The sequence below is a fragment of the Serratia sp. BIGb0234 genome, from assembly GCF_024809915.1.
GTDB lineage: Bacteria > Pseudomonadota > Gammaproteobacteria > Enterobacterales > Enterobacteriaceae > Serratia > Serratia liquefaciens.
Window position 1 is genome coordinate 395,061 of sequence record NZ_JANUEI010000002.1, and the last position, 15,893, is coordinate 410,953.

Consider the following 15,893-nt stretch of genomic DNA (forward strand, 5'->3'; position numbering starts at 1 on the left):
CTTACTCACGTAAGTGACTGGGGTGAGTGCGCACAGCCAACAACGCTGCAGCCTGAAGGATGAAGGGTATTGGGTTAAAGGATCTGCCGGACATCCTCCAGCGTGGCGCTGCCCGCCAGGCCCAGATCCAGCTTCGCGCCGTTCGCGTCGCGGATGACGCCGTTGACCATGCCAAAATGCAGGTTGCGCGCCACCAGCTGTTCGCCGTTGGCTTTGGCGTTGATCGTAAAGCTGTAGGCACCGTCCGGTGCGGTGGTGCCGTCCGTCATCGATCCGTCCCAACTGAACGAATGCACGCCAGCGGTCAGGCCGCCGAGATCAATGGTGCGTACCGCTTTGCCGGTGGCGTCGGTGATGGTGGCGGTCACCGAGTCAGCCGCACGCTCCAGTTCCAGACCAAACGGCGTAGTGCTGACCTTGCCGTCTTTGCTGCCAGCCAGAATATTGCTGCCCGGGACCATCACGCCGTGGCCGATCAAAGCGGTAGCCTGCAGCGATTGATTGCTGTTGATCTGCCCGGAGATCGACCCCAGCGTGGTGTTGAGTTTCTCGATGCCCTGAACGGTATTGATCTGCGCCAATTGGCTGGTCAGTTCATTGTTCTGCATCGGGTTGGTCGGATCCTGATTCTTCAACTGCGCCACCAGCAGCGTCAGGAAGCTGTTGTTCAGATCCTGGCTGGTGTTCTTTTTTGCGTTGGCACCGATGACGCTGTTATCCAGCGATTCAGTGGTGGTTGCGGCAATCGCCATGGCAAGCTCCGGTTATTGACCCAGCGTCAGGGTTTTCATCATCATCGACTTGGTGGTGTTGAGCACCTCGACGTTGGCCTGATAGCTGCGGGAGGCGGAAATGGTGTTGACCATCTCACCCACCACATCCACGTTAGGCATGCGCACATAGCCCTTGCCGTCCGCCAGCGGGTTACCCGGTTGGTAAACCAGACGCTCCGGCGCCGGGTCGTCAACCACCTGCGCTACGCGTACGCCGCCGGTGGGTTGTCCGGCCGCGGCGGCAACTTCAAACACCACCTGCTTGGCGCGGTAGGGTTGGCCGTCCGGCCCGGTGACGCTGTCGGCATTGGCCATGTTGCTGGCGCTGACGTTCATGCGTTGCGACTGGGCAGACAGCGCCGAGCCGGAGATATCAAAAATATTCAGTAGCGACATGCGCCTTATCCTTGTTGTAACACTGACATCATCCCTTTGATCTGACCGTTGATCAGCGTCAGGTCGGTCTGATACTTCAGGCTGTTATCGGCGAAGTTGGTGCGTTCGCGATCCATGTCAACCGTGTTGCCGTCCATGGAGGGTTGATCCGGCACGCGGAACAGCAAGTCGAGCTGTGGCGGCTGCATGTTCTGCGCCGGAATATGGCGCGATGACGTCATGTTCAGCGCAATGCCGCTGCCGCTGGCGCGCCCTTGTTCCAGCACCTTGTTCAGTTGGCCGGCGAAATCGATATCCCGCGCCTGATAACCCGGGGTGTCTGCGTTGGCGATGTTGGCGGCCAGAATTTCCTGCCGCTGGGCGCGCAGGTTCAGCGCCTCTTGACCAAAGCGCAGAGCAGCGTCCAGTTTGTCGATCATGCTCCCTCCGCGAGGTTAGAATTTGGAGCCGACAGCATAAACGTCCCTTCCGCCAGCCTATCGTGGGAATAAGGGCAAAATGCGTCGCTATTTATCTGCTTAGCCTGCGCGCACTCCGGGTACACTTACGCGCACCCTGAGGCTTTTTGAGGAAGAAGCGGAGATGAAAGCGAAAATGCTGTTGTTGGCAGCCCTGCTGTGCAGCCTGAACGCACGGGCCGAAGATCTGGCGGCGCAGATCGATCGCTTCATCAGCGGCCAGTTCAGCGGCAGTCCGGTGCAGGTTAAAGTGCTGGTGCGCACGCCTGCCACCCAATGGCCACAGTGCGAATTCCCGCAGCTCTCTTTGCCACAGAATTCGCGGCGTTGGGGTAATATCAGCGTTTCGGCACGCTGCGGCCAGGAACGGCGCTTTATCCAGACCCAGGTTCAGGTGATCGGCCAATATCTGGTGTCGGCCCGCGGCATCAGCGCCGGCAGCAAGCTGACAGCGGCGGATATCACCTTTAAAAGTGGCCGGCTCGACACCTTGCCACCGCGCACGCTAAGCGAAACCGGCAAAGCGCTGGGGGCCGTCAGCCTGCGCAATATCAGTCCCGGTCAGCCGCTGACCTTCGCCATGCTGCGTCGCGCCTGGGTGATCAAGGCCGGTCAGGCGGTGCAGGTGACCGCGCAGGGAAGTGGATTTAACATCAGCGGTACGGGCAAAGCCATGAACAATGCCGCCGCCGAAGACAATGTCCGTGTGCGTATGGCTTCCGGACAAATCGTCAGCGGCATAGCCAGTGATGACGGTACGATCCGTATTGGGTTAAATACCCTATAGCTTTCAAGTTGCAGCTAGGCGCCCAGCTCACTCATCCCCAGGCGCTTACTTTAGTAAGTAACTGGGGTGAGCGAGTGCAGGTAACAACGCTGCAGCTTGAAAGATGACGGTTATAAAAAGGTAAAGGTTTATCAAAACTTGCCGATAAGAAAATCATAAGCAGACTTTTATTGGCCGCCAGGGCCACAAAAATATCAGCCATTGCCTTCGCGGCGATGGCATCGATGGAGATTGACCATGAGTATCGATCGCACTCAGCGGCTGCAACCCGTTCCAACGGTGCAACCTCGTGAAACCGCGACTGAAAGCCCACTTCAGCCACGCAAAGCTGCCCAGACGGAAAGCACCGTCAGCGGCACCCAGGTAAAATTGAGCGACGCGCAAGCGCGCCTGATGCAGCCGGGTACGCAAGATATTGATATGAATCGGGTGGACGCCATCAAGCAGGCGATCCGCAACGGCGAACTGAAAATGGATGCCGGGAAAATTGCCGATGCGCTACTGAAAGACGCGCAAAGCGATGCCCTGTGGATGGCTAACGGCCAGCAAACGCCGGAGGCTTAACCCTCGGGTTAAACACCAAGGAATTCTTTGACAGGTGGTTATTCGTAATGGAAAGTCTGGCGCAACTGATTGATAAGCTGTTGGAAACCCTGAATGCGCTGAGTACGGTGCTGACGGAAGAACATCATCTGCTCTGTTCGGGACAATTACCGGGCGTGGCGCTGCAACGCGCTACCGATGCCAAGAGCCAGTTGCTGGCCACGGTAAACTATCTGGAGCAGCAGCGGCTGAACCTGGAGCGCGCACAGGGGCAACAGGCACCCTATTCCGCGCACCCGCGCCTGGCGGACGGCTGGCAACGAGTACAAACGCTCAGCCAGCAGCTGCGGGAAAAAAACCAGCATAACGGCATGCTGCTCAATCAACAGATCGATCACAACGCTCAGGCGTTGGCGATCCTGAGCAAGCAAAACAAATCGCTCTACGGCCCGGATGGCCAGTCGCGCAATGCCAGCCTGCTGGGGCGAAAAATCGGCGTTTAATCAAAGAATGATTGTTGATGCGCCTAAGCGGGCTCAACCGGTGAATGATAAGACCCCAGGGCTATTTGACGAACGGCAGGTCCGAGTATCTTGTGGTATAGCTGGGGGACAGCATTTCGCGTTTCATCGCCCAGCTTTTTTGGATCCCCTGCCCGGCAAACCAGACCGTGCCCCGACCGGACTGATTAAGCCGATCAAGGGTCTGCATTAACTCACTGCTGTTAGGCCTGGGCTGGTGTTCATCAAACAAATTAAGCTGCGCCACCCCCTGGCTAAAGAAATCACTCAGCATCACACCGGCTTTCATATAGCGAAAATCGTCTTTCCAGATACGGTCAAGCGCGCTGACAGCAACGCGAATAATGTCACGCGTATCGTTGGAAGGGATCGCCAGGCGCCCGCTGGCCTGAGGGCCGTAAAATGTTTCATTTTCGGCATGGGGACTGGTCCGCATAAAGACGCTGATCACACAGCAGAACTGCTTCTCTGCCCTGAGCTTTTCGGCTGCGCGTTCCGCATAGGTACAAATGGCCTGGCGCATATCTTGATAAGCCGTGATGCGGTGACCAAATGAGCGGCTACAGATGATCTGCTGTTTGGTGGGCGCAAACTCATCCAAGGCCAAACAGGATTCGCCGCGCAATTCACGAACCGTACGTTCGAGTACCACATTAAAGTGTTTACGGATCACCCAGGTTGAACAGTCAGCAAGCTGTAGCGCCGTTTCGATCCCCATAAAGCTGAGCTTCTTGCCGATGCGGCGGCCCACGCCCCACACCTCGTCCACCGGCACTAACGCCAGCAGTTTTCGCAGACGCTCAGGATCGGACAACTCAACAACGCCCCCCGTTTGACGCCACTTCTTTGCCGCAAAATTGGCGATCTTCGCCAGTGTCTTGGTTTGCGCGATCCCCACGCCAACGGTTAACCCGGTATTCTTTAACACCCGATCGCGCATTTGATGGCCAAAGGTGCTCAGCGGAAGGCTGCTACTCAGGCCAGACACATCGATAAAAGCTTCATCGATGGAGTATATCTCCACGACAGGGGCCATCTCGATTAGCGTCAGCATCACCCGATGGCTGAGATCGGCATAAAGCGTATAATTCGAGCTAAAAACGCTGACCTGCTGGCGCCGTAATTGCTCTTTGATTTTGAAGTAAGGCGCCCCCATTTTGATGCCCAGCGCTTTGGCTTCCGCCGAAAGTGAAATAACGCATCCGTCATTGTTTGAAACGACGACGATCGGTTTGCCCTTAAGATCTGGCCGAAAAACAGTCTCGCAGGACGTGTAGAAGCTGTTGACGTCAACAAGTGCGAACATGTCGGTTTGATTTCAAGGTAAATGTCACAACGCCAAAGATTTCCAGCTCTTCTTCGGCCTGGAAAACGATCGGAGAATAATCCGTATTATGAGGCACCAGCTGAATACGTGGATGGGTTTGCAGCTCCTTCACGGTAAATTCGCCGGCCACTGCCGCTATGACGATGTCGCCATGAACGGCGGTCAAGGAACGATCAACCACCAGTAAGTCACCGTGGCTGATACCTGCGCCGATCATCGAATCACCACTGACCCGGACAAAGTACGTCGCACTGGGGTGTTTCACCACCAGCTTATTCAGGTCGAGACTGTCTTCGACATAGTCCTGAGCCGGACTGGGAAAACCGCAGGGGACTCGCTCCATAAAGAGGGGAAGTAATAAACCGGGAGTGAGCTGACTGGGGTGAATAAACTGCATAATGGCCGATCCGAATAACTGTATTTATATACAGTATCCATGATCGGCCGCAACGATCAAGCGGCGTATAATAAAATTCCTGAAAGCAGTTGAAGCATCAGGCAATTTAAATTGGCCTACCTGCCCCGTGGCTAAACACGCTTTGGGGCAACGGAATAAAACCAGGTCGAAGGCAACGGCCTGAGGAGCCTGGCTTGTGTCGTTTTAGTTTTACTCGTAATTCACAATCACCTGATTGCTGATCACGCGCAGCGGCGGATTCAGGCTGCCGCGCGCCTGCACGTAATAAACAAAACGCAGTTCGGCGTTCGCCGGTTCCCCTTTCAGCCCGGTGCTGCTGCCGCTGCCGCCGCCCAACACAATGCAGCGCGTCAGGGTGCAAAGCTGCGCCTGCATGCCCGCCGGCTCATCGGCCAGCAGCCGGTAACGCCAGCTTACGCTGGTGATGCGGGCATTGGCGTCCGGCAACGCATTGGGGGCGCGTAACCCCTGCGATTCTCCCCGCTCACCACCATATTCCAGCGTGGCGCCGACGCTGTCGGCTACCCAAGAACCGGATGCTGCCTGCACGCTCAACGGCGCTAACAGGTAAATTAACGCCAGACGGTGTTTCATTATGCGGCCCCAATGGTGGAGGTCATGCGGATTTGGCGGTCGTCATTGATCTCCAGATTCGACAACACCACCATCTGCGGCAGGCTGCGACGCAGGAAACGCGCCAGCAAGGCCCGCAGTGCGTGATTCACTAACAGTACCGGCGGCGCGCTGAGCATTTCCTGCCGCTGCAACGCCTGTTTGGCCTGATCCAACAAACGATCCGCCAGGCCCGGTTCCAAACCGCCGCCGCCCTGCAGCGCTTGCAGTAACAGACGCTCGAGCTGGGTATCCAGGCCAATCACCTGAATTTCACCGTTGCCCGGGAACCACTGTTGGGTGATCGCCCTTCCCAGCGCCACGCGCACCACGGTGGTCAGCTCATAAGGGTCGGTTTGTGATGGGGCATGCTCCGCCAGCGTTTCAATAATGGTGCGCATATCGCGGATGGAAACCCGTTCCGCCAGCAGGTTCTGCAACACCTTGTGCAGCGTAGTCAGGCTTACCACGCCCGGCACGAAATCTTCGGTCAGCTTCGGCATGTCCTGTGCGACGCGATCCAGTAATTGCTGCGCTTCCTGTCGGCCAAACAGCTCACTGGCAAACTGGCCAATCAAATGATTAAGGTGCGTCGCGACCACCGTGCTGGCTTCCACTACGGTGAAGCCCTGGATCTGCGCCTGCTCGCGCAGCGCGCTGTCAATCCATACCGCTTCCAGCCCAAACGCCGGATCGGTGGTTTTATCCCCCGCCAACTCGCCCACCGCATTGCCTGGGTTAATTGCCAGCCAGCGGCCCGGTTGCGCTTCGCCACTGCCGATTTCTACGCCCTTCATCAAAATACGGTAGCTGGCCGGCGGCAGTTCCAGGTTGTCGCGGATATGCACCACCGGTGGCAGATAGCCCATCTCCTGCGCGAATTTTTTACGGATGCCGCGGATACGGCCCAGCAATTCACCATTCTGTTGGAAATCCACCATCGGGATCAGCCGGTAACCGACCTCCATCCCCAACGGATCTTCCAGCTGCACGTCAGACCAACTGGCTTCCACCGCCTGCGGATTATCCTGCGTGACCGGCACTTCCTGCACTTTGGGCGCTTGCTGATCGCGCCCGCGCAGCCACCAGGCCAACCCTAACAGAGCGGCGGTAAACAGCAGGAATACCAGGTTCGGCATCCCCGGGACCAGCCCAAGCAGGCCGAGCACCGCGGCGCTGAGCAACATAACCCGCGGGTTGTTGAACAGTTGGCCAACCATCTGCTCGCCAACGTCCTGATCGGTCGCCACGCGAGTCACGATCACGCCGGCGGCGGTCGAAATCACCAACGCCGGGATCTGCGCCACCAGGCCGTCACCGATGGTCAGCAAGGTGTAAGTTTCCGCCGCCGTGCCCAGTTCCATTCCGTGCTGGAGCACGCCGACCAACAGACCACCGACCACGTTTAGCATCATGATCATCAGACCGGCGACCGCATCGCCACGGACAAACTTACTGGCACCGTCCATCGAACCGTAGAAGTCCGCTTCCTGCGTGACCTCAGAGCGACGTTTTTTCGCCTCTTCTTCACCGATCAAACCGGCATTGAGATCGGCATCGATCGCCATCTGCTTGCCCGGCATGCCGTCCAGCACAAAGCGTGCGCCCACTTCGGCAATACGCCCGGCACCCTTGGTGATAACCATAAAGTTGATCAGCACCAAAATGATAAACACCACGATACCGATGGCGAAGTTACCGCCCACCAGGAAGTGACCGAAGGCCTCTACCACGCGGCCTGCGGCGGCAGACCCGGTATGCCCTTCCATCAGGATGATGCGCGTCGAAGCTACGTTGAGCGACAGGCGCAGCAAGGTTGAGAACAGCAAAATGGTGGGGAATGCGGCAAATTCAAGCGTACGCTGGGTAAACATCGCTACCAGCAACACCATGATCGACAAGGCAATATTGAAGGTGAACAGCAGATCGAGGATAAATGCCGGCAACGGCAGCACCATCATCGACAGGATCATCAGGATCAGTATCGGGCCGGCCAGCACCTGCCACTGCGTATCTTTAAAACTGCCCGGCAAACGAAGCAAGGCGGCCAAATTAGCCATTTGTATTACTTTCTCCAGCAAAATCCAGTGCTTCCGGCACCGGTAAACGTTCAGGTTTTTTCGGGATCAGCCCCCCTTCGCGCCGCCAGCGTCGCAGCTGGTAAACCCAGGCCAATACTTCGGCCACGGCGGCATACAGGGTGGCGGGAATGTGTTGTCCAATCTCGCTGTGTCGATATAGAGCACGTGCCAACGGCGGTGCTTCGAGCATGGGAATACGGTGTTCCGCCCCCAGTTCACGAATACGCAGCGCAATTTCACCGGCCCCTTTGGCCAGCACCTTCGGCGCACTCATGTTTTTATCGTTGTACTGCAGCGCGACGGCGTAATGCGTCGGGTTGGTCACAATGACGTCGGCCTTGGGGACGTCGGCCATCATTCGCCGCCGTGCAACGGCACGCTGTTGCTGTCGGATACGCCCTTTAACGTGCGGGTCACCCTCCTGCTCCTTGAACTCGTCGCGGATGTCCTGCTTGGTCATCTTCAGCTTTTTGAAGTGGCTCCACAGTTGGTAAAACACGTCAAACGCCACCATCGGCGTCAGCCCGAGTACCACCAGCAGGCCGCAAAAGATGATCATTCGCAGCGCGTTACCCAGCGCATCGAGCGGCTGTTGCGTCACCAGATGCAGCATCGCCGCCCAGTTGTGCCACAGGTATAAACCGGTGATCCACCCTACCAGCGTCGCCTTCAGGATGCCCTTCAACAGCTCCGCCAGCACCTGGCTGGAAAAGATGCGTTTCAGCCCGGACAGCGGGTTCATGCGCTTGAGATCGAACTTGAGCGATTTACCGCTCAGCAGCAGGCCGCCCAGCAGCATCGGCGCCGTCAGCGCGACCAGCGCCAACCCGGCCATGATCGGCAACAGCGCCCATACCGCCTGGCGTAACAACATCGCCAACTGGCGCAGCATCTGCTTGTCGTTACTGACCATGCCGTGGTCGAAATTCAGACCCTGGGTCAGCATGGCCGCCAACTGTTGCGCCATGTTGCCGCCGGAAACCCAGATGATCGACAAGCCTGCCACCAGCATCAGCACCGACGTCAGCTCGCGGGAACGCGGGATCTGGCCATCTTCACGCGCCTTCTCCACCCTATGGGGCGTGGGGGCCTCGCTCTTTTCCAGATCGCTGTCTTCAGCCACGGGGCGGTTCCTGTGCCGGAGGGAATAAAATTGCGGTCAGCATGCCAAAAAAATGCTGATTTCATTGGTGGAACAACGGGAGAAAAGGACGGTTATTTGCGGGATGGGGAAGATTGGGGATGCAGGAGCAGTGCTGCCTGTCTGGGGCGCAACAAAATGCGCCCCAGGAGCTATCAGAAACCCAGGCTGTCCAGAAGATCGTCCACCTGCGCCTGATTGGCGATAACGCCGGCGCCATTCTGGTCGAGCTGCGGGCCATTGAGCAGGCTGTCGTTCGGTTTTTTCTCTTTCGCCGGTTGCTCAGGAATATTTTCCATCAGCACCATCAGCAGCTGCTTTTCAATCTCCTGCACCACGTCCATCATGCGTTTGATCACCTGACCGGTCAGATCCTGGAAATCCTGCGCCATCATGATTTCCAGCAGTTGGGCATTGGTGAACGCCGTATGTTCCGGCACCTGATCCAGGTACTGACGGGTATCGGTAACCAATTCACGGGCGTCGTCCAACTCTATCGGGTTGGCGAACCACTCGTCCCAACGGCCTTTCAATCCTTTGGCTTCGGACTCCAGCTGTGCCTGGCGCGGTTGCGCCGCTTCCACACAGTTCAACGCCCGTTCCGCCGCCTGCGCCGTCATGGTGACCACGTAATCAAGACGATCGCGTGCATCCGGGATTGCCTCTGCCGCCTGGGCGATCGCCTGATCGAGCCCCAGTTCGCGCATGCTGTCGCGCAGCATCCGCGTCAGTTGGCCAATGCGCGAGATGATCTCCCCCGCGGTTGCCGCATCGCTGGCAGGCATTGGAATGTCTCTCATCGCCCTCTCTCCTTACATGCCCAGTTTTTCAAAAATCTTATTGAGCTTTTCTTCCAGCGTCGCCGCCGTAAAAGGTTTCACCACGTAACCGCTGGCACCGGCCTGCGCCGCCGCGATAATGTTTTCTTTCTTGGCTTCCGCCGTCACCATCAGCACTGGCATCGCCGCCAATGCGCCATCGGCACGAATGGTTTGCAACAGTTCCAGGCCGTCCATGTTCGGCATGTTCCAGTCGGACACCACAAAATCGAAGCCGCCGGCACGCAGTTTGTTCAGCGCATCCGCACCGTCCTCGGCCTCTTCTACGTTGTTGAATCCCAACTCTTTCAGCAAGTTTCTGACGATGCGACGCATAGTGGAAAAGTCATCCACCACCAGAAATCTGAGACTCTTATCTGCCATATATACTCCCAAGGTTTACCTAATCCAAACAACAGCCAGCCTCACGGCAGCTGTTCGCTATAACCCCCTATATACCCTATGAATTTCGAGTTGCAGCCAGGCGACCAGCTCGCTCATCCTCAGGAACTTACTCAAGTAAGTGACTGGGGTGAGCGACAAATCTGTCGGGAACAGATTTGAACGCTGCTTGCAGCGGCCCTGAAAGGGCAAGGACCATGGATGGGCCTTGTAAGCAGGTAACAACGCTGCGGCTCGAAAGGCGACGGGTATAATTAAGGGTAAAAATCAAATACGCAGCGCCTGGCCACCGGCAATTTGCGCCAGCATGCGTTGGCTCATGCGATCCAGTTCGACAACTTCATTCACCCCACCGGTGGCGATCGCCTCACGCGGCATGCCGAACACCACACAGCTGGCCTCGTTTTGCGCCAGGGTATAGGCACCGGCACGATGCATTTCCAACATGCCCGCCGCGCCGTCATTGCCCATGCCGGTCAGGATCACGCCAACCGCATTTCGACCGGCGTACTGCGCAACCGAGCGGAAAAGCACGTCTACCGATGGCCGGTGACGGTTGACCGCCGGGCCGTCATGCAGCTTCACCTGATAGTTGGCACCGCTGCGTGACAGTTCCATATGGCGATCGCCCGGTGCGATGTAGGCATGGCCCGGCAGCACGCGTTCGCCGTCCTCGGCCTCTTTCACCGTAATCTGGCACAGCTTGTTCAGCCGCTCGGCGAACGAGCGCGTAAACCCCGGCGGCATATGCTGGGTGATCAACAACGCCGGGCTGGTGGCCGGCAGCGGTTGCAGCACCTGCCGAATGGCTTCGGTGCCGCCGGTAGAGGCCCCGATGGCAATCAGTTTTTCGCTGCTCAACAGCGGCGTATGGCTGAGGATCGCCGGTGCCGGGCTGCTAGAGCGTTGCGGCAAGCGCGCCTTGGCCGCAGTGCGAATTTTTTCGGCTATCAGCTCGCTGTAGGCCAACATGCCTTCGCGGATACCAAGCTGCGGTTTGGTGACAAAATCCACCGCCCCCAGCTCCAACGCGCGCAGCGTAATTTCCGACCCCTGACCTGTCAGCGACGACACCATCACCACCGGCATCGGCCGCAGACGCATCAGTTTTTCGAGGAAGTCGAGGCCGTCCATGCGCGGCATTTCGACGTCCAGCGTCAGCACCTGCGGGTTAAACTTTTTGATCAGATCGCGCGCGACCAGAGGGTCGGGCGCGCTCGCCACCATCTCCATATCGGGATGGCTGTTGACAATTTCGGTCATCAGCTGCCGCATCAGGGCCGAATCGTCTACGCTCAATACTCTGATTTTATTCATTACCTCTCCTTGGTCAGGCCATACACGGTCTGCCCACGCAAGTAGAAATCCCGGCTGATCTGGCTGAAATTCTCGGAGTGGCCGGCAAACATCAGGCCCCCCGGTTTAAGCAACGGCACGAAGCGGCGCAGAATGCGCTCCTGTGTCGCCTTATCGAAATAGATCATCACGTTGCGGCAGAAAATAGCGTCGAATTGCCCCGGCAACGCCCACTCAGGCGCCAACAGGTTGAGCGCCTGAAAATTCACCCGCCCCGCCAGCTCCGGCCGCACCCGCACCAACCCCTGATGCGGGCCGGTGCCGCGCAGGAAATAACGCTGCATTTGCCCCGGCGTCAGGGTACGCAGATCTTCCTGGCGATAAACGCCCGCTTCCGCTTTCTCCAGCACCTGGGTATCGATATCGCTGGCCCATACCTGGCAGCCGGTGGCGCGCTGCCCGAGCACCTCACTTAAGGTGATGGCAATCGAATAAGGCTCTTCGCCGGTCGAGGCCGCCGTGCTCCACACGCTGTAGCCGTTCGGCCGCTGACGCGCGTGCTCCGCCAGGATCGGGAAGTGATGCGCTTCGCGGAAAAACGCCGTCAGGTTGGTGGTCAGGGCATTGATAAACGCCTGCCATTCGGCGCTGTTAGGATCGCTTTCCAGCAGCGCCAAATAATCGCCAAAGTCGTTCAGGCCCAGCAGCCGCAGGCGTCGCACCAGGCGGTTATAAACCATCTCGCGCTTGTGCTCTGCCAGCACGATGCCGGCACGCTGATAAATCAGTTGGCTGATGCGACGAAAATGCACGTCCAGCAACGGCAGGCGCTGCACCATCTGCGTCAGCAATGTCGCAGGGTCTCTGTTAGGGTTCGACGGCGCCGGCTTCATGCCATATCACTCAAAAAAAACGGGCTGCTTATGCGGTTTGACAATCTGGGGCTTCCTTTACCACGGGTGAAACTGCGTCTTGATGGTTGGCCTGCGCGGTGAAGTTATCGTCCGCCAGGCGGAATACCGACACCGCATCGGCCAGGGTAATCGCCTGATCCTCCAGTGCGGTGGCCGCCGAGGCGGCTTCTTCTACCAGCGCGGCGTTCTGCTGGGTTACCTGATCCATTTGGGTCACGGCCTGCGTGACCTGTTCAATGCCGCGGCTTTGTTCGTCAGACGCCGAGGCGATTTCGCCCATGATGTCGGTAACCCGAGTGACCGAACGGACGATGTCCTGCATGGTGGCACCGGAGTTTTCCACCAGCACCGAACCTTGCTTGACCCGGCTGACCGATTCGTCGATCAGACCTTTGATTTCTTTTGCCGCCTGGGCGCTGCGCTGTGCCAGATTACGCACTTCGCCCGCCACCACCGCAAAACCGCGCCCCTGCTCACCGGCACGCGCCGCTTCGACCGCCGCGTTCAATGCAAGGATATTGGTCTGAAAGGCAATGCCGTCGATAACGCTGGTAATAGCGCCAATCTTCTGCGAACTATTGGCAATGTCATGCATGGTGGTCACCACGTCGCCCGCCAGTTCGCCGCCCTTGGCTGCGGTGGTAGAGGCGTCACGCGCCAGCTGAGAGGCCTGACGTGCGTTATCGGCGTTCTGTTTCACCGTCGCGGTCAACTGTTCCATGCTGGCGGCCGTTTCTTCCAGCGAGGCGGCCTGCTGCTCGGTGCGGGAAGAGAGATCGTTGTTGCCTTCGGAGATTTCCTGCAGGCCAATCAGGATCGACTCGGCACCGTCACGCACCGCACCAACGGTGCCGATCAGCGACTGCTGCATGCGCTGTAAACTGGCGAACAGCTGGCTGATCTCATTACGGCCATACACCTGAATCGGCGTGGCCAGATCGCCGGCTGCAATGCGGTCAAAATGACTGCGCATAATGTTCAGCGGCTGCACCAGCATATTGCGTAACCACCACATGGCGCTGCCGGTCACCACCAGCAACATCAGTACCGCACCGGCCACCAGCCAACCGGACAGGGTGAAGGATTGCTGATTCGCCGCATTGGCTTCGCTCACGTTGGCGTTTACCAACTGCAGATACTGGACAAAATCCGCTTCAAACAGATCCTGAGTTTTCTGCGTCGGCTGGTCCATAAAGGCCTGCAGCCGATCGTTTTCCAGGAAACCGATCAGCTCACGTAACGCGCTGCGCAACCGGTCGTAACTGGCTTTGGTGGTTTCGGTCAGCTGTTGTTCCTGCTCGCTGTTACGCGGCACGGCCAGGAACTGGTTGAAATAGAGGTCGGCTTTCTGCAGCGAACTGCGCGCGTTGCCCATCAAGGCATTGACCTGATCCTGCGGCAGTTTGAGCGCCGCACGGGTCCCGGCACGGTTCAGCGTATTGCGGGCCTGCAGCAGGGAAACCCAGCTCAGGCTGAGGGCGTCGCGCTGTTGGCTGCCGAGGGTGATCAGGTTCAGATTGTGGTTATCGGAACGGAAAGCGGTGTACGACAAGCCGCTGGTGGCCAACTGCATAACACAAAAAGTCATCAACAACAGAAACAAGCTGGTAGAGACGCGGATTCGGTTAAACACTATGAACCTCCTTGCAGCCGGCCGATGGCCAGCTTACGACGGGGAATCGGCCTCCCCCGGGAATGCAGGGAGGCCCAATGCCGGTTAGAACGTTTCCCAGTTATCCTGCGGATCGCTGGCGTTCATTTTTTTATGATTGAGTACCGGTGTTACTGCCGCCTTGCTGCTGACGGGCATTTTGAACTCTTCCTGACCTGCTGCTTTCAAGCGGAATACCGCCACGGACTGGGTCAGCATGCTGGCCTGTTCTTCCAGCGCCGCTGCCGCAGACGCGGACTCTTCTACCAACGAGGCGTTCTGCTGAGTGACGCGGTCCATTTCCGCCACCGCCTGGCCGACCTGATCGATACCGCGGCTCTGTTCGTCCGAGGCCGAAGCGATTTCACCCATGATGTCGGTAACTCGGGTCACGGCATTGACGATATCGCCCATGGTTTCCCCGGCGCTTTCTACCAGTACCGAGCCCATATCGACGCGATTGACGGAGTCTTCGATCAGGCCTTTGATTTCTTTCGCCGCCTGGGCACTGCGCTGCGCCAGGTTACGCACTTCACCGGCCACCACCGCAAAGCCACGGCCCTGTTCACCGGCACGCGCCGCTTCGACCGCCGCGTTCAGCGCCAGGATATTGGTCTGGAAGGCAATGCCGTCGATCACGCCGGTAATGTCGGCAATTTTCTGCGAACTGCCGGCGATGTCGTGCATGGTCTGCACCACGTTAGCCACCACCTTGCCGCCTTTCTGCGCGGTTTCGGAGGCGCTCAATGCCAGTTGGCTGGCCTGACGGGCATTTTCGGCGTTCTGTTTCACCGTCGCGGTCAGCTGCTCCATGCTGGCGGCGGTTTCTTCCAGCGAGGCAGCCTGTTGTTCGGTACGTGAAGAGAGATCGTTGTTGCCGGCGGCAATTTCGGAAGCGCCGCTGTAGATGGCGTCGGCCCCCTGACGCACGCCGCTGACGGTGTCGATCAATTCGCTCTGCATATGCTTGAGGCTGGCTGCCAGCACGCCCATTTCATTGCGGCTGGTCACGGCGATCGGCTGAGTCAAATCGCCGGCGGCAATCATCTTGATGTGTTCGATCATTCGGTTCAGCGGGCGCACCAGAATGTGGTGAATACCGCTCCACACCAGCACAATCACGGCCAGTACCACCAACAGCACCACCACCAGCGTCCAGATGGCGAAGCTGAATGACTTATTGCTGTCTTCAACCGCGGTCTGGTAAAGCTTGTCGTTTTGCGCCAGATAGATGTTGTAGATGTCTTCGAACGCGTCCTGATAGCTTTGCGTCGGCTGGTCAAAGAATGCGTTGATTTTGCCTTCACCCAGCAGTTGGGTCAGTTCGGTCAGCGCGCCCTGCAAGATGCCGTATTGCTGTTTAAGCTTTTCGGCCGATTGCGCGTCCTGGCGGGCGTCGAGAGGAATTTTGTCATAGGCGGCATAGTGCTGTTCCGCAACCACCAGGTTGCTCTTGGCGCGAGCCAACAGTTCGGTGACGCTGGCGCCGCTGCCGATGTTATTGGCGTCCATCATGTGACGAATACCGGCACGGTTCAGCGTGTTGCGAGCCTGCAGCAGGTTGACCCAGCTTTCGTTCAGCTCGGACTGCTGCTGGCGAATGGTCTGCAAAACGGCGAAGTTTTCTTTGTCATTCTTCAGTGAGGAGAAAAAGAGCCCGCCTGAAACCAGCTGCAAGGCGCCAAATAACACCAGCACCAGTAACAGGCTGGTGACCACCTTCATACGATTAAACATGTTTTCCCTTGTTGAATG

At 58.0% G+C, this 15,893-nt stretch carries 17 protein-coding genes; 3 read left to right on the forward strand and 14 right to left on the reverse strand.

Features of this window, described 5'->3' with window-relative positions; translation table 11 throughout:
- Positions 1-74: 74 nt before the first annotated feature.
- Genes flgD through flgB form a run of 3 tightly spaced genes read right to left on the reverse strand, consistent with a single transcriptional unit; the run spans position 75 to position 1,588 of the window.
- On the reverse strand, positions 75-752 hold the full coding sequence (flgD, locus tag M2407_RS08875) for a flagellar hook assembly protein FlgD (protein WP_048760261.1): 678 nt from the start codon (positions 750-752) through the stop codon (positions 75-77).
- A 12-nt stretch (positions 753-764) separates the two neighbouring features.
- The gene (gene flgC, locus M2407_RS08880; protein ID WP_020827521.1) at positions 765-1,169 is read right to left on the reverse strand and encodes a flagellar basal body rod protein FlgC; all 405 of its coding nucleotides are present in this window, start codon (positions 1,167-1,169) and stop codon (positions 765-767) included.
- Positions 1,170-1,174: 5 nt separating this feature from the next.
- Positions 1,175-1,588: a flagellar basal body rod protein FlgB gene (gene flgB / locus M2407_RS08885; protein ID WP_020827522.1), complete on the reverse strand. Its 414-nt coding sequence runs from the start codon at positions 1,586-1,588 to the stop codon at positions 1,175-1,177.
- Positions 1,589-1,751: 163 nt separating this feature from the next.
- On the opposite strand from flgB, the gene flgA reads away from it, so the two are divergent.
- The 3 genes from flgA to M2407_RS08900 all read left to right on the forward strand — a co-directional run bounded on the left by flgA (position 1,752) and on the right by M2407_RS08900 (position 3,460).
- Entirely contained in the window at positions 1,752-2,414 is a 663-nt protein-coding gene (flgA, locus tag M2407_RS08890; RefSeq protein ID WP_259217672.1) for a flagellar basal body P-ring formation chaperone FlgA, read from the forward strand.
- A gap of 237 nt (positions 2,415-2,651) precedes the next feature.
- Complete coding sequence (gene flgM / locus M2407_RS08895; RefSeq protein ID WP_048760265.1) at positions 2,652-2,978, forward strand: flagellar biosynthesis anti-sigma factor FlgM; 327 nt, start codon at positions 2,652-2,654, stop codon at positions 2,976-2,978.
- A gap of 47 nt (positions 2,979-3,025) precedes the next feature.
- Complete coding sequence (locus M2407_RS08900) at positions 3,026-3,460, forward strand: flagella synthesis protein FlgN (RefSeq protein ID WP_020827525.1); 435 nt, start codon at positions 3,026-3,028, stop codon at positions 3,458-3,460.
- A gap of 61 nt (positions 3,461-3,521) precedes the next feature.
- Here the strand turns inward: M2407_RS08900 and umuC are convergent, their stop codons facing one another.
- From umuC to M2407_RS08955, 11 genes are all read right to left on the reverse strand, one after another.
- Complete coding sequence (gene umuC, locus M2407_RS08905) at positions 3,522-4,784, reverse strand: translesion error-prone DNA polymerase V subunit UmuC (protein ID WP_046373243.1); 1,263 nt, start codon at positions 4,782-4,784, stop codon at positions 3,522-3,524.
- Positions 4,768-5,202, reverse strand: coding sequence for a translesion error-prone DNA polymerase V autoproteolytic subunit (umuD, locus tag M2407_RS08910; RefSeq protein WP_041414703.1), 435 nt, complete (start codon positions 5,200-5,202; stop codon positions 4,768-4,770). Before umuD ends, umuC begins: the two co-directional genes overlap by 17 nt.
- 210 nt (positions 5,203-5,412) lie before the next feature.
- Complete coding sequence (locus tag M2407_RS08915; RefSeq protein ID WP_128864775.1) at positions 5,413-5,817, reverse strand: flagellar protein FlhE; 405 nt, start codon at positions 5,815-5,817, stop codon at positions 5,413-5,415.
- On the reverse strand, positions 5,817-7,895 hold the full coding sequence (gene flhA, locus M2407_RS08920) for a flagellar biosynthesis protein FlhA (protein ID WP_020827529.1): 2,079 nt from the start codon (positions 7,893-7,895) through the stop codon (positions 5,817-5,819). The genes M2407_RS08915 and flhA overlap by 1 nt, the downstream gene beginning before the upstream one ends.
- The gene (gene flhB, locus M2407_RS08925; RefSeq protein WP_020827530.1) at positions 7,888-9,039 is read right to left on the reverse strand and encodes a flagellar biosynthesis protein FlhB; all 1,152 of its coding nucleotides are present in this window, start codon (positions 9,037-9,039) and stop codon (positions 7,888-7,890) included. The genes flhA and flhB overlap by 8 nt, the downstream gene beginning before the upstream one ends.
- A 173-nt stretch (positions 9,040-9,212) precedes the next feature.
- On the reverse strand, positions 9,213-9,857 hold the full coding sequence (gene cheZ / locus M2407_RS08930) for a protein phosphatase CheZ (protein WP_041414707.1): 645 nt from the start codon (positions 9,855-9,857) through the stop codon (positions 9,213-9,215).
- Between the two features lie 12 nt (positions 9,858-9,869).
- Positions 9,870-10,259, reverse strand: a complete 390-nt coding sequence (cheY, locus tag M2407_RS08935) for a chemotaxis response regulator CheY (RefSeq protein WP_020827532.1) — start codon at positions 10,257-10,259, stop codon at positions 9,870-9,872.
- 285 nt (positions 10,260-10,544) lie between these two features.
- Positions 10,545-11,594, reverse strand: coding sequence for a chemotaxis response regulator protein-glutamate methylesterase (locus M2407_RS08940; protein WP_048760294.1), 1,050 nt, complete (start codon positions 11,592-11,594; stop codon positions 10,545-10,547).
- On the reverse strand, positions 11,594-12,466 hold the full coding sequence (gene cheR / locus M2407_RS08945) for a protein-glutamate O-methyltransferase CheR (RefSeq protein WP_174574391.1): 873 nt from the start codon (positions 12,464-12,466) through the stop codon (positions 11,594-11,596). The genes M2407_RS08940 and cheR overlap by 1 nt, the downstream gene beginning before the upstream one ends.
- Positions 12,467-12,494: 28 nt before the next feature.
- Positions 12,495-14,120, reverse strand: coding sequence for a methyl-accepting chemotaxis protein (locus M2407_RS08950; protein WP_020827535.1), 1,626 nt, complete (start codon positions 14,118-14,120; stop codon positions 12,495-12,497).
- Positions 14,121-14,204: 84 nt separating this feature from the next.
- A complete protein-coding gene (locus M2407_RS08955) occupies positions 14,205-15,875 on the reverse strand; it encodes a methyl-accepting chemotaxis protein (RefSeq protein WP_046373238.1) in 1,671 nt (556 codons plus the stop codon).
- Positions 15,876-15,893: the final 18 nt, after the last annotated feature.